The organism is Streptomyces sp. NPDC086777 (assembly GCF_040702065.1).
Classification (GTDB): domain Bacteria; phylum Actinomycetota; class Actinomycetes; order Streptomycetales; family Streptomycetaceae; genus Streptomyces.
On the sequence record NZ_JBFBJI010000003.1, the window covers coordinates 332,289 to 346,289 of the forward strand.

Consider the following 14,001-nt stretch of genomic DNA (forward strand, 5'->3'; position numbering starts at 1 on the left):
CATGTATGCGATCACGATTCCCGAACCTGGTGGACCCGAGGCACTGGTGTGGAACGAGGTCCCCGATCCCGTACCCGGCGAGGGCGAGGTGCTGGTCGAGGTGGTGGCGAGCGCCGTCAACCGCGCCGACATCATGCAGCGACAGGGCTACTACGACCCGCCGCCGGGCGCCTCCCCGTACCCCGGCCTCGAGTGCTCCGGGCGGATCGCCGCGCTCGGCCCGGGTGTCTCCGGCTGGTCGGTCGGCGACGAGGTGTGCGCGCTGCTCGCGGGCGGCGGCTACGCCGAGAAGGTCGCCGTGCCGGCCGGACAGCTCCTGCCGGTGCCTGAGGGCCTGGACCTGAAGCAGGCGGCGGCGCTGCCCGAGGTGGCCTGCACGGTCTGGTCGAACGTCTTCATGATCGCCCACCTGCGCCCCGGCGAGACCCTGCTCGTGCACGGCGGCTCAAGCGGCATCGGCACCATGGCGATCCAGCTGGGCAAGGCGGTCGGAGCCAAGGTCGCGGTCACCGCGGGCACGAAGGAGAAGCTGGACTTCTGCGCCGAGCTCGGTGCGGACATCCTCGTCAACTACCGCGAGCAGGACTTCGTCGCCGAGGTGAAGCAGGCCACCGGCGGTGCGGGGGCCGACGTCATCCTGGACAACATGGGCGCCAAGTACCTGGACCGCAACATCCAGGCGCTCGCGTCCAACGGGCGGCTCGCGATCATCGGCATGCAGGGCGGGGTCAAGGGCGAGCTGAACATCGGCGCGCTGCTCGGCAAGCGGGCCGCGATCAGCGCGACCTCGCTGCGCGCCCGTCCGCTCGCCGAGAAGGCGGCCATCGCCGCGGCGGTCCGGGAGCACGTGTGGCCGTTGATCACCCAGGGCCACGTCCGTCCGGTCGTCGACCGGGAGCTGCCGATGGCGGAGGCGGCGCAGGCCCATCGGGTGGTCGAGGCCAGCGAGCACATCGGCAAGGTCCTGCTGGTCGCCCCGTAGCGCGCCTCAGCTCCGCCGTACCCGGAGGCCGACGAAGGCGAGGCCGAGCCCGAGGCCGATCAGGACCAGGCCGCTGCCGAGCGGAAGGACCTGCAGCACGGGCTCGGTCTCGTCGTCCTGGCCCGCGCCCATCGCCTGGCCCGTCGTAGGGTGCGGCTGGGGCGAGGCGGGCGCCAGGACGGCCTCCCGGGGCGGCTGGGCGGAGGTGGCCGCCGGGCTGGCGGCGCCGCTCCCCTCGGGCTCCGTCGCCGTCCCTTCGCCGGGACCATCCTGGTCGTCCGGGTCGTCGGCGCTGCCGGGGGCGTCCGGGTCGTGGGGATCGTCCGGGTCCTGGTCCTCGACCTTCGTCCCCGGTCCCTGGGGCCGTCCCGGTCGCATCCGGCCCTCGCCCGGCACGGTGCCGGCCAGCGACGGCTCGGAGGTGGCCGAGGCGCGGGCGGAGGCCGAGGGCACCGGCGAGGGGCCGTATCCGACCGCCGTGCCGCACGGCAGCAGGACCGCCGCGAGGGCGAGCAGCAGCCGGACGACCAGTGGCCGGACGAGCGCCGGCCGTACCTGACCGAGCGGCCGGTCGCCGGCGCGGGGGAATCGCAGCCTTGGAGTCACGTCGGTGACCTCCTGGAACACAGTCGTCGTGCGGGCCGACGATCACCAGCGTCACATTCGACGACAGAACCGGCATTTCCGATGCGGCCGAAGGGGCTACGGCCGGTCCTGGGCGGTTCCGGGGGGTGGATCAGTCCTCATGGGGGGCACCACGGAGGTGAGGTGCAGGGGTGCGAGAGAATGGCGGCATGGAGATGCCGAGGAACGAACGGTCGCCCGAGAATCCACAGATCCTGGTCGTGGGCCAGGACGGGATGGCACTCGGTGGCGGCAACGGGGACGAGGACTCCCGCGAGATCCCGGTGACGGAGATGGTGGAGCAGCCTGCCAAGGTCATGCGGATCGGCAGCATGATCAAGCAGCTCCTCGAGGAGGTGCGCGCCGCTCCCCTCGACGAGGCGAGCCGGGCCCGGCTCAAGGAGATCCACGCCAGCTCGGTGAAGGAGCTGGAGGACGGTCTGGCGCCGGAGCTGGTGGAGGAGCTGGAGCGCCTCTCGCTGCCCTTCAACGAGAACGCGACCCCTTCGGACGCGGAACTGCGCATCGCGCAGGCCCAGTTGGTGGGCTGGCTGGAGGGGCTGTTCCACGGGATCCAGACCACCCTGTTCGCCCAGCAGATGGCCGCCCGCGCGCAGCTGGAGTCGATGCGGCGCGCGCTGCCCCCGGGCGTCGGCCACGAGGGCGAGGAGCACGGGCCGGCCGGCCGCTCCGGCGGGCCGTACCTCTAGAGACCCCCGGACACCCCTGGACGGCGAAGGGCCCGGCGGACAGCCGCCGGGCCCTTTCTACCGCGTCGTGCACGGCGGAGCGCTTCAAAGAGCGGCCGTCATGTCGGAGCGCTCCATGAACAGCACCCGCCACGTCGTCAGAGCGTTCCGCGTCGGGGTGCCCCGTGTCGGCGGCCCCCGCCTCAGCCCGTCGCCGGGTTGCCCGTCGACACCCTGAGCTCGATGGTCGGCACGTCCTGCGGGTCGACATCCGTACCGGCGGACGGGAACTGTGCCATGACCGCGCCGTCGCCGTACGTGTCCTCGTCCACGGAGACGATCTTCATTCGCCAGCCGGCGGCCTGGAAGCACTCCTTGACCGACTTGATGTACTTGAACTTGAAGTCCGGGACCTGGATCTTGTCCGGGTCGTCGTAGGACTCCTGCGGTTCGGTGCACTCGGTCGTGTCGACGGTCTTCGAGGTGTCGGGCCCGCGGTAGCCCGAGGCGTGCGAGGCCGCGGCACTCGCGCTGCCGCCCCCGCTGCCGCCCCTGCTGCCGCCGCTGTCGTCATCGCCGCCGGTGTTCAGCGCCAGTGCCACGACCAGGCCGATCACCGCGACGAGCGACACCGCGATCGACCCGATGACCACCGGCCGGTTGCTCTTCCCGCCGCCACCGCCGCCGCTGCCGGCGCCGGTGGACGGCCCCTGGGGGGTGATGTTGTACGGCGGCGGGGTCGACGGCGCCGGCTGGGCGTACCCGGCCGGGGTCTGGTAGCCCGCCTGCTGCGGATAGCCGTAGGCGGGTGCGGGACCCCCGGTCCCGTAGGGATGCGCGGCCGGAGGCTGGTACGGCGTCTGCAGCGGACCGGGAGGCGCCTGCGGCGGCTCGCCGACCGGCGGGAACACCGCGGAGCCGACCCCGGCGCCGCTCTGTGCCGGCGCGATGCCCGGGACGATGCTGGGCGCGGCCGGCTGCAGCGAGGCGGCGACCCGCAGACACTCGTCGCGCATGGACTCGGCGGTCGGGAAGCGCTCGTTCGGGTTCTTCTTCAGCGCGCGGGCGACCAGCGCGTCCACGGCCGGGGGCAGGGCTCGGTTGACCGAGGAGGGAGCGACCGGCTCTTCCTGGACGTGCGCGTAGGCGATCGCCAGCGGTGAGTCCGCGTCGAACGGCAGCCGCCCGGTGACCAGCTGGAACAGCATGATGCCGACCGAGTAGAGATCGGAGCGCGCGTCCACGCCCCGGCCCAGCGCCTGCTCGGGCGAGAGGTACTGCGGGGTGCCGACGACCATCCCGGTCTGGGTCATCGAGGTGACCCCGGACTGCATGGCGCGGGCGATGCCGAAGTCCATCACCTTGACGACGCCGCGCTTGGTCGTCATCACGTTGCCGGGCTTGATGTCGCGGTGGACCAGCCCCATCTCGTGGCTGATCTCCAGCGCGGCCAGCACGTCGGCGGTGATCTTCAGCGCCTTGTCGGCGGGCATCGCGCCGTACTGCCGTATGTCCTCGTCCAGGACCGAGCCGAGCGGGCGGCCCTCGACGTACTCCATGACGATGTACGGCATCGTCATGCCGTCGAGCGCGTCCTCGCCGGTGTCGAAGACGGAGACGATGTTGGTGTGCGTGAGCTTGGCCACTGCCTGGGCCTCGCGGCGGAAGCGCTCGCGGAAGGCCTGTTCCCGGCCGAGTTCGGTGTGCAGGGTCTTGATCGCGACCTGCCGGTCCAGGACCGAGTCGTAGGCCAGGTGCACGGAGGCCATGCCGCCCTCGCCGAGCAGGTCGCGCAGCTGGTAGCGGCCACCCGCCAGAGCCCGCCCCGCGTAACGGCCGTATGTGCCGTCCTGGCTCATTTTCCCCGTCCCCCGCCCGGCACTCGGGCACCCTTGTTGATCGAATGTCCCATTCCCGGCCAAGTCTGCCGGAGGGCACCGACACGTCAAGCGCGGTGCCCGTTCCGTGACCGTACGCGAAAGAACAGCCGCGGAAGCGTTACAGGTGCCCTACGTCCGGTACACAGAATTTGCACGACGACGAGTGGTACGGGTTTGATGGCCGGTCCGTCCAGGGGCCGGATCCCGGACCGACGGGTAGCGCGGAGGCTGTAGCGTGGCCGACGGAGACCGTGACAACACCGCGCGCACCGCGGGCAGAAACGACGGCGAGGACCGATGGCACAGACGCACAGCGCCCAGGGCCCGTCCGACCCCGAGGCGACTGGCGGCGGCATGTCAGACGCGCCGGAGATGTGGGGCAACCAGGGCCTGGTCGGCGACGGCCGCTACCGGCTGACCCACCGGCTCGGGCGGGGCGGCATGGCCGAGGTGTTCGCGGCCGAGGACGTACGGCTCGGCCGTACCGTGGCCGTGAAGCTGCTCCGGGCCGATCTGGCCGAGGACCCGGTCTCCAAGGCCCGGTTCACGCGCGAGGCGCAGTCGGTCGCCGGGCTCAACCACCACGCGATCGTGGCGGTGTACGACTCCGGCGAGGACGTGGTCGGCGGCCAGTCCGTGCCGTACATCGTGATGGAGCTGGTCGAGGGCCGCACCATCCGCGACCTGCTGATCAACGCCGAGGCGCCGGGCCCCGAGCAGGCCCTGATCATCGTCTCCGGTGTCCTCGACGCGCTGGCCTACTCGCACCAGCACGGCATCGTGCACCGCGACATCAAGCCCGCCAACGTGATCATCACGCACAATGGCGCCGTCAAGGTGATGGACTTCGGCATCGCCCGCGCGCTGCACGGCGCCTCCACGACGATGACGCAGACCGGCATGGTCATGGGCACGCCCCAGTACCTCTCCCCGGAGCAGGCGCTCGGCAAGGCCGTCGACCACCGCTCCGACCTGTACGCCACCGGCTGCCTGCTGTACGAACTCCTCGCCCTGCGGCCCCCGTTCATCGGCGAGACCCCGCTCGCGGTGGTCTACCAGCACGTCCAGGACATCCCGGTGCCGCCGTCCCAGAGCTCCGAGGGCGCGGCCCCGCCGGAGCTGGACGGGCTGGTCATGCGCTCGCTCGCCAAGGAGCCCGACGACCGCTTCCAGACCGCCGAGGAGATGCGCGGCCTGGTCCAGTACGGCCTGCAGATGCTGTACGACCAGGGCAGCCACACCGGCACCTGGAACACCGGTCCGGTCACGGTGCACGACGGCCGGCAGACCCCGGCGGCCGGTTTCGCCGGTACGACCGCGATGCCGCACCCGGCGACCGGCGCGGGAACCACGCAGATCCCGCAGCCGATCCTGCCGGGCGGCTACGGGGCCGGCGACGAGGGCGGTTTCGAGGGGCACGGCAACAGGGGCAGCGGCCGCGGCAAGCTGTGGATCCTGGCCGTCCTCGCGGTGATCGCCATCGCGGCGGGTGTCGCCCTGGCGCTCAACAAGGGCGGTGGCGTCGGCGACGGCGGCAGCGGTGCGTCGCAGTCCCCGACCGCCTCGCAGACCACCAAGGACGACACGCCCAGCGCCAGTCCCTCCGACCAGGCCAGCGACACGGCCACGGACACGGCGACCGACGACAGCGGCTCGGGCAACAACGACAACTCCCACTACACGCCGTCGCAGACCCCGTCGTACACCCAGTCCCAGACCCAGAGCAGCGAGCCGAGCAACGAGCCGAGCGACACGGCGAGCGCCTCGCAGCCCACGGACACCGCGAGCTCGCCTGACAGCCCGCCCTCGGACACGACCGGCACGGGCGACGGCGGCGCGGACACCGGCGGCAACTCGATCGCCGGCACCGGTGTCGGTGGTTGAAGGACGCCGACACCCTTCGGCTGACCGGCCGCCACCGGCGAGCGGTGGCGGCCACGGCACGAAGACCGCCGGCGGCTAGCGCACGAACGCGTCGCACACCGCGTCGTACTCCCCGGTCCACCACACGGCGAGCGCCGAGGCGGCCGGGAACTGGGGGTCGGCACGGGTGTCGCCGCGCTCGTAGTGCCAGCGCAGCATCCAGAAGTCGTTGAGCCGTTCCCACCAGACGCGGTGCACGGCCGCCGCGAGCTCCGACGGCGTGGCCCCGGCCGCGCGCCGGTACGCCCGCGCGTACGCCCGCACCTTCCGCAGGTCGAGCGCTCCCGCCGGGCGCACGAAGAAGATCGCGGCGGCGCGTACGGCCTCCTCCGCGCGGGGCTGCACGCCCAGCCGGTCCCAGTCGACGATCGCGGCGGGCGCGTCGTCCTTGTAGAGCAGGTTGAACGGGTGGAAGTCGCCGTGCACCCAGCCCACCGAGGCGCCGCGCGGCGGGCGCCGGGCGGCGTGCTGCTCCAGGAGGGCGCGGCGTTCGAGCAGCCGGTGGCGGGCGAGTTCGTCGAAGGCGTCGGCGGGGCGGTGGCGGCTGACGTGGGTGAGCAGGTCGTCGATGAGCGCGAAGGTGTCGGCGGGGTCGGCGCTCTCCACGGGGTGCGGGCTGGTTGCCGGGCGAGTGCGCGCCTTGGGTGGCATCACGCGCTCCAGACAGGCGTGCACGGCGCCGAGGAGCGCGCCGAGCCGCGCGCACTCCGCGCGCGTGAGCTGTCCGCCGTGCCGGTGCCGGCCGTCGATCCAGGGGTGCAGCGCGTAGGCGTGGCCGCCGACGACGGCGACCGTACGGCCGTCGCGGTCGGTGAGGGGCGGCGCGACCGGGACGCCGAGGGCGGCCAGCCGCTGGGTGGCCAGATGACGCCGCTCGATGGCGGCCGGGTCGGCGGTGTCGGGGTCGAAGTGGTGCTTCAGGAAGTAGCTGCCGCGGGTGGTGCAGAGGCGGTAGCCGTGGTTGAGCAGACCTTGTTCGACGGGCTCGCAGGCGAGCGCGGAACCGGCGGCGTAGCGCCGGAGCAGAGCGCCCAGCGGGGGCGCGTGAGGCACGAGGGGTGGTACGGATAAGCGCGGCACGCGGCAGATGCTAGGGCACGCGTCAGCGCTGTGAGCTGGGCGTTGTCACAGGCAGTCGCCGATGGTCGCTTTCGGTCATGCGATGGGCGGTGGCGAATGCAAGTGCGAAAGACGGCCCCCGTGGGCGGACCGGGGGGCGTAGGGTCGCGGCGCCGCACTCGGCGCACGCCCGGCCATCGGTGAGCAGACCGGACACCGCGATGTCTTCCCGTGGCCCCGGCCGGCGGGATAACGTGCCGTAGCTCCGGCCTCCTGCAAGGCTCTGACCAGCAACCTTCCGGCCCGCGTCGACCTACTAGGAAACCCAAGTAAAAAATACTTGGATTTCCAAGCAAAAACGCAGGTCAGGAGGGGTTTCACAGAAATGTGGGGCACTGGGTAACGTGCATGTTGCAGGGCGCTCGCCGGGGCACCTGTCACGCCTGTTCCCGGCCGAGTGGCACACACCCCGTGCCACGGGTGTCGGAAGCAGGTGAGCCGCACTGGTTCACCCGGCAACCCCGGGGGCCGGACCGACGGAGGAGCACACGTGAGCGTGGACAGCAGTGCCGCGGGCACACCGCGACGCAGCGCCGCAGGCAAGGCCGGTACCACCGGCAGCAAGACCGGCACCAAGCGCACCACCAGCCGCACCACGACGAAGAAGAGCACCGAACCCGAGCTCGTGCAGCTGCTGACCCCCGAGGGCAAGCGGGTCAAGAACGCCGAGTACGACGCGTACGTCGCCGGGATCACCCCCGAGGAGCTGCGCGGTCTGTACCGCGACATGGTGCTCACCCGCCGCTTCGACGCCGAGGCCACCGCCCTGCAGCGGCAGGGCGAACTGGGCCTGTGGGCGTCCCTGCTCGGCCAGGAGGCCGCCCAGATCGGCTCCGGGCGGGCCACCCGCGAGGACGACTACGTCTTCCCGACCTACCGCGAGCACGGCGTCGCCTGGTGCCGCGGGGTCGACCCGACCAACCTGCTGGGCATGTTCCGCGGCGTCAACCACGGCGGCTGGGACCCCAACAGCAACAACTTCCACCTCTACACGATCGTCATCGGCTCCCAGACGCTGCACGCCACCGGCTACGCGATGGGCGTCGCCAAGGACGGCGCGGACTCGGCGGTCATCGCCTACTTCGGCGACGGCGCCTCCAGCCAGGGAGACGTCGCCGAATCGTTCACCTTCGCCGCGGTCTACAACGCCCCGGTGGTGTTCTTCTGCCAGAACAACCAGTGGGCGATCTCCGAGCCCACCGAGAAGCAGACCCGCGTCCCGCTCTACCAGCGCGCCCAGGGCTTCGGCTTCCCCGGCGTCCGGGTCGACGGCAACGACGTGCTGGCCTGCCTCGCGGTCACCAAGTGGGCCCTGGAGCGCGCCCGCAGCGGCGAGGGCCCGACGCTCGTCGAGGCGTTCACCTACCGGATGGGCGCCCACACCACCTCCGACGACCCCACCCGTTACCGGGGCGACGACGAGCGGCTGGCCTGGGAGGCCAAGGACCCGATCCTGCGCCTGCGCCGCTACCTGGAGGCCGCACACCACGCGGACGAGGGATTCTTCGCGGAACTCGAGGCCGAGTCCGAGGCGTTGGGCAGGCGGGTGCGCGAAGCGGTACGGGCCATGCCGGACCCGGACAACTTCGCCATCTTCGAGAACGTGTACGCCGACGGGCACGCGCTCGTCGACGAGGAGCGAGCCCAGTTCGCCGCCTACCAGGCGTCGTTCGCGGACGTAGAGGGGGCCTGACCATGGCAGCGGAGAAGATGGCTCTGGCCAAGGCGATCAATGAGTCGCTGCGCCGCGCCCTGGAGTCGGACCCCAAGGTCCTCGTCATGGGGGAGGACGTCGGCAAGCTCGGCGGTGTCTTCCGGGTCACCGACGGCCTGCAGAAGGACTTCGGCGACAGCCGCGTCATCGACACCCCCCTCGCGGAGTCCGGCATCGTCGGCACCGCGATCGGTCTCGCCCTGCGCGGCTACCGCCCGGTGGTGGAGATCCAGTTCGACGGCTTCGTCTTCCCGGCGTACGACCAGATCGTCACCCAGCTGGCGAAGATGCACGCCCGCTCGCTGGGCAAGGTCAAGATGCCGGTCGTCGTCCGCATCCCCTACGGCGGCGGCATCGGCGCGGTCGAGCACCACTCCGAGTCCCCCGAGGCGCTCTTCGCGCACGTGGCCGGACTCAAGATCGTCTCCCCGTCCGACTCCTCGGACGCCTACTGGATGATGCAGCAGGCCATCCAGAGCGACGACCCGGTGATCTTCTTCGAGCCCAAGCGCCGCTACTGGGACAAGGGCGAGGTCAACACGGAGGCCATCCCGGGCCCGCTGCACAAGGCCCGGGTGGTCCGCGAGGGCACCGACCTCACCCTCGCCGCCTACGGCCCGATGGTGAAGCTCTGCCAGGAGGCCGCCGCCGCGGCCGCCGAGGAGGGCAAGTCCCTGGAGGTCCTGGACCTGCGGTCGGTCTCCCCGCTGGACTTCGACTCGGTCCAGGCCTCGGTCGAGAAGACCCGCCGGCTGGTCGTGGTCCACGAGGCGCCGGTGTTCTTCGGATCGGGCGCGGAGATCGCCGCCCGCATCACCGAGCGCTGCTTCTACCACCTGGAGGCCCCGGTCCTCAGGGTCGGCGGCTACCACGCCCCCTACCCGCCGGCCCGCCTGGAGGAGGAGTACCTTCCGGGCCTGGACCGGGTGCTCGACGCCGTCGACCGTGCCCTGGCGTACTGAGGAGAGGGTCGTGACGACGATGACGGAAGCGTCCGTACGCGAGTTCAAGATGCCGGACGTGGGCGAGGGGCTCACCGAGGCGGAGATCCTCAAGTGGTACGTCCAGCCCGGCGACACGGTCACCGACGGCCAGGTGGTGTGCGAGGTCGAGACGGCGAAGGCGGCCGTCGAACTCCCCATCCCCTACGACGGCGTGGTCCGCGAGCTGCGCTTCGCCGAGGGCACCACGGTGGACGTGGGCACGGCGATCATCGCGGTCGACGTGTCGGGCGGCGCGCCGGCCGAGGAGCCGGCCGCGGCCCCGGCACCGGCCCCGGAGCCCGAGAAGAAGCCGGAGGGCCGCCAGCCGGTCCTCGTCGGCTACGGCGTGGCCGCCTCCTCCACCAAGCGCCGCCCGCGCAAGGGCCCGGAGACCACGGCCGCCGAGGCGGCGGTCCAGGCGGCGGTCCAGCAGGAGCTGAACGGCCACGGCCCGGCCCCGGTCGCCACCCCTGCCCCCGCCCCTGCCCCGGCCGTGGCGGAGGAGCGCACCCGCCCGCTGGCCAAGCCGCCGGTGCGCAAGCTCGCCAAGGACCTCGGCGTCGACCTGGCCACGGTGATCCCGTCCGGCCCGGACGGCATCATCACGCGTGACGACGTGCACGCGGCGGTGCCGGCGCCGGCGGCCGTGCCCCGGCCGGCGGCACCCGAGGCCGCCGTGACCCCGGCCGCCGCCTCTGCCGGCACCGCCCGCGAGACCCGCATCCCCGTCAAGGGGGTCCGCAGGGCGACGGCGGCGGCGATGGTGGGCTCGGCGTTCACGGCCCCGCACGTCACGGAGTTCGTGACGGTGGACGTGACCCGCACGATGAGGCTGGTGGAGGAGCTGAAGCAGGACAAGGACCTGCAGGGCCTCCGGGTCAACCCCCTCCTCCTCATCGCCAAGGCCCTGCTGGTCGCCATCAGGCGCAACCCGGACATCAACGCGTCCTGGGACGAGGCGAACCAGGAGATCGTGCTCAAGCACTACGTCAACCTGGGCATCGCCGCGGCCACCCCGCGCGGCCTGATCGTGCCGAACATCAAGGACGCCCACGAGAAGACGCTGCCGCAGCTGGCCGAGTCCCTCGGTGAACTGGTGTCCACGGCCCGGGACGGCCGGACGTCACCCGCCGCGATGCAGGGCGGCACGGTGACCATCACCAACGTCGGCGTCTTCGGCATCGACACGGGCACGCCGATCCTCAACCCGGGCGAGGCGGCGATCCTCGCCGTCGGCGCGATCAAGCTCCAGCCGTGGGTCCACAAGGGCAAGGTGAAGCCCCGTCAGGTCACCACGCTGGCGCTGAGCTTCGACCACCGCCTGGTCGACGGCGAGCTGGGCTCCAAGGTCCTGGCGGACATCGCGGCGATCCTGGAGCAGCCGAAGAGGCTGATCACCTGGGCGTGAGGCCTGCTCGCCCTTCTCTGACAAGCGTGAACACTGAGACCGTAAGTTCTGCTTACGGTCTCGCGGACACACCAGGCCTGAGGGACACAGCCTGAGAGTGGGCGGCCGCAACTTCGGATTGCGACCGCCCACTCCCTTTCCTTCGCAACTCTCAGTGCTGGTTGAGCACATAGACCGGCGCCCCGTCCTCCGCCCCGCCCCGCGAGCGAATGCAGGCGTGCTTGCGCAGCAGCCGGAGACACTCGTTGACGCGGTGCACCGTCAGGCCGGCACGCGCGGCGATCGATTCGAGCCGCTCGCTCAGCTCACCCTTCTCGACCAGGACAGGGGCGATCACGACGGCCACCGTCCATACGTCCTCGGTCACGGACAACCGCCGTCGCCAGTCGGCGAGTACGGACTCGGTCGTCGGCAGGCCCGCGGGACTGTCCGGGGGCGTACGACGGTCGAGGACGAGGACGTCGAGCCGGTCCGCGATGCGTTCCATCGCGCGGACCATGGCCTGCTGTACGGCCAACGTGGCCTTCTGCCTGGCCGGCATCTCTCGCTGCAACTCGACCGACTCGCGCTGCCCGTTTGCGGGCCGCTCGTCCAGCTGAAGGTTGTGCGCCTCAAGCCGGACGATGGCATCCGCGACCTGCTCCGGCATGGCGTACGCGATGGGCGCACCCGGTTCGGTCGGCTGTACCTCGGCCTTCTCGAGGGTGTAAGACCCGTCTCGCTGCACGGTCTCGATGACTTCGGCGACCCACTGCTTGAAGGGGGCGCAGGCGGGCTTGGTGCAGGCGTTGACGAGGAGGATGAGACCTTGGAGAGAGGACATTCAGGTCTCGGCGCCAGTCCCTACCTGCGGGAACGCTGAGACCGTAACCTCCGGTCAGGGACGCGGACGGGTCAGTGATCCGGGTCTCTCCGTCGGCCTGGACATCGTTCGTGATGTCCGCAGGGCGCTCCCAGGTATGAGCACTCTCCGCACGCCGGGCGTGGACCCCGGCTCGGCAATCGAGTGGGGCGACCGTCGCGTTGTTGACGGCAGCGCCGTAGAGCGGACGTCTCTTCTGGACAGGCGGGCCGGCGCTGTTCCGGGCGTGCTCTGGCTGCCGTCCGCGTCCCTCTCCTCCGGCCCCCTCCCCTGGTCCTGCTGGGGGCACGGTGGCAGCGGGCACGAGCGAAGTGAGCGCATCGTCAGCCTGGCCCGTTGGTTCGCCGCACGGGGCATTGCCGCTCTGGCGCGCGACGGGCCGTATCACGGTGACCGGGTTCCCGGTCTGTTGAGCGTCACGGAGTATCGGTCCCGTGTGGTCGAAGAAGGGATCGCCGTCGTTCTCGACCGGATGGCCGAGGACTGGCAGGCGTGTGCGGCTGCCCCGGGTGACCGGCTCCGCTGCGCGGTCCTGGGCATGTTCGGCCTCAGTCAGACCCCGGCCCTGCACAGCGGCCTTGTTGCCCCGGAACGCGTCGTGACGGACGCCGGACGGACAACCGCCCCCGTCCTGTTCCACATTCAATGGGATGACGAGATCTTTCCCCGGGACGGGCGACTGGCTCTCTTCGACGCGTTCGGGTCGAAGGAGAAGGCGATGGTCGGTTTTCCCGGTCGCCATGGCGAGAACCAGGACGCTGCCGTCGCTCTGCGGCGTGACTTCGTGTGCTGCCACCTCGATGTCGGGCACGGTTGAACGGCAAAGGCCCGCCGCACGGGTTGCGGCGGGCCTTTCTCGGGTCAGGTCCCGGCGGTTCAGACCTTCGTGAAGCCGTAGTTCAGGAGCTTCGTGGCGTCCGTCGCGCGCTGGGTGATCGAGGAGGAGGCGAGGACGGTGCCGATGACCGTCTTGCCGTTGCGGGTCGCGGCGAAGACCAGGCAGTACTTGGCCTCGGGGCCGGAGCCGGTCTTGATGCCGATGGCGCCGCTGTAGCTGCTGAGCAGCGTGTTGGTGTTGGTCCAGGCACCCATGGTGCGGGTGGAACCGGTCTTGGTGATCGTCTTCGCGGTGTACTTCTTCGTCTTGACGACCGTGCGGAACGTGGAGTTCTTCATCGCGCTGCTGGCGATCTTCGTCAGGTCGCGCGGCGTCGAGTAGTTGTTGCCGTTGCCGATGCCGTCGAAGGAGTCGAAGTGGGTGTGGGTCAGGCCCAGGTTCTTCGCGGCGGTGTTCATCTTGGAGATGAAGTTGGCGACGCGCTTGGCGCGGGTGGTGCCCGAGCCGTACGTGTCCGCGAGCGCGTAGGCGGCGTCGCAGCCGGAGGGCAGCATCAGCCCGTAGAGCAGCTGGCGGACGGTGACCTTGTCGCCGACGATCAGGTGCGCCTGGGAGGCGTTGTTGGCGACGACGTAGTCGCTGTACGCCTTCTGGATCGTGACCTTCTTGTCGAGGTTCAGGTTCGACTGCGCGAGCACGACCTTGGCGGTCATGACCTTCGTGGTCGAACCGGTCGACAGCTTGGTGTCCGCAGCCTTGGTGTACAGCGTCTTGGCGTTCGCGTTGTTCATGACGTAGCCGCCCTTGGCCACGATCGAGGGCGTGGTGACGGCCTGCGCGGGCGCCGCGGTGAGGGCCCCGGTCGCCAGCAGCGCGCCGGACGTGACGGCGACGGCGGCGGCCTTGCGGAGGCGAGTGCCCTTAATACCGGTAATCAACTGAAATACCCCGAGTCGAGTCGAGTCGTAATGCCCCTGGC

The 14,001-nt window shown here is 71.1% G+C and carries 11 protein-coding genes and 1 pseudogene; 7 read left to right on the plus strand and 5 right to left on the minus strand.

Annotation, left to right across the window (positions count from 1 at the left end):
- The first annotated feature begins 1 nt into the window (after position 1).
- The gene (locus tag AB0472_RS06465; protein WP_366353889.1) at positions 2-982 is read left to right on the plus strand and encodes an NAD(P)H-quinone oxidoreductase; all 981 of its coding nucleotides are present in this window, start codon (positions 2-4) and stop codon (positions 980-982) included.
- A 6-nt stretch (positions 983-988) separates the two neighbouring features.
- Here AB0472_RS06465 and AB0472_RS06470 read toward each other — a convergent pair whose 3' ends face one another.
- Positions 989-1,588 (minus strand): hypothetical protein, encoded by a 600-nt coding sequence (locus tag AB0472_RS06470; protein WP_366353891.1) that lies wholly within the window; start codon positions 1,586-1,588, stop codon positions 989-991.
- 188 nt (positions 1,589-1,776) lie between these two features.
- Between AB0472_RS06470 and AB0472_RS06475 the strand changes: the two genes are divergently transcribed.
- Positions 1,777-2,316: a bacterial proteasome activator family protein gene (locus tag AB0472_RS06475; RefSeq protein ID WP_351486401.1), complete on the plus strand. Its 540-nt coding sequence runs from the start codon at positions 1,777-1,779 to the stop codon at positions 2,314-2,316.
- Positions 2,317-2,498: 182 nt separating this feature from the next.
- Here the strand turns inward: AB0472_RS06475 and AB0472_RS06480 are convergent, their stop codons facing one another.
- Complete coding sequence (locus AB0472_RS06480; protein WP_366353892.1) at positions 2,499-4,154, minus strand: protein kinase; 1,656 nt, start codon at positions 4,152-4,154, stop codon at positions 2,499-2,501.
- A 318-nt stretch (positions 4,155-4,472) separates the two neighbouring features.
- Here AB0472_RS06480 and AB0472_RS06485 point away from each other — a divergent pair, with 318 nt between their 5' ends.
- Positions 4,473-6,059 (plus strand): protein kinase, encoded by a 1,587-nt coding sequence (locus AB0472_RS06485; protein ID WP_366353894.1) that lies wholly within the window; start codon positions 4,473-4,475, stop codon positions 6,057-6,059.
- Between the two features lie 75 nt (positions 6,060-6,134).
- Here AB0472_RS06485 and AB0472_RS06490 read toward each other — a convergent pair whose 3' ends face one another.
- On the minus strand, positions 6,135-7,151 hold the full coding sequence (locus tag AB0472_RS06490; RefSeq protein WP_366353895.1) for a phosphotransferase: 1,017 nt from the start codon (positions 7,149-7,151) through the stop codon (positions 6,135-6,137).
- A gap of 556 nt (positions 7,152-7,707) precedes the next feature.
- On the opposite strand from AB0472_RS06490, the gene pdhA reads away from it, so the two are divergent.
- Genes pdhA through AB0472_RS06505 form a run of 3 tightly spaced genes read left to right on the plus strand, consistent with a single transcriptional unit; the run spans position 7,708 to position 11,322 of the window.
- Positions 7,708-8,910, plus strand: coding sequence for a pyruvate dehydrogenase (acetyl-transferring) E1 component subunit alpha (gene pdhA / locus AB0472_RS06495; RefSeq protein ID WP_366353897.1), 1,203 nt, complete (start codon positions 7,708-7,710; stop codon positions 8,908-8,910).
- A 2-nt stretch (positions 8,911-8,912) separates the two neighbouring features.
- Positions 8,913-9,893, plus strand: coding sequence for an alpha-ketoacid dehydrogenase subunit beta (locus tag AB0472_RS06500; RefSeq protein WP_366353899.1), 981 nt, complete (start codon positions 8,913-8,915; stop codon positions 9,891-9,893).
- Positions 9,894-9,903: 10 nt separating this feature from the next.
- Positions 9,904-11,322: a dihydrolipoamide acetyltransferase family protein gene (locus AB0472_RS06505; protein ID WP_366353900.1), complete on the plus strand. Its 1,419-nt coding sequence runs from the start codon at positions 9,904-9,906 to the stop codon at positions 11,320-11,322.
- Between the two features lie 151 nt (positions 11,323-11,473).
- Here AB0472_RS06505 and AB0472_RS06510 read toward each other — a convergent pair.
- A pseudogene (locus tag AB0472_RS06510) lies at positions 11,474-12,206 on the minus strand (DNA-binding protein); the annotation flags it as partial.
- 75 nt (positions 12,207-12,281) lie between these two features.
- Here AB0472_RS06510 and AB0472_RS06515 point away from each other — a divergent pair.
- Positions 12,282-13,001, plus strand: a complete 720-nt coding sequence (locus AB0472_RS06515; RefSeq protein ID WP_366354082.1) for a hypothetical protein — start codon at positions 12,282-12,284, stop codon at positions 12,999-13,001.
- A gap of 59 nt (positions 13,002-13,060) precedes the next feature.
- On the opposite strand, the gene AB0472_RS06520 is transcribed toward AB0472_RS06515, so the two are convergent.
- On the minus strand, positions 13,061-13,960 hold the full coding sequence (locus tag AB0472_RS06520; RefSeq protein WP_366353902.1) for a D-alanyl-D-alanine carboxypeptidase: 900 nt from the start codon (positions 13,958-13,960) through the stop codon (positions 13,061-13,063).
- Between the last annotated feature and the right edge of the window lie 41 nt (positions 13,961-14,001).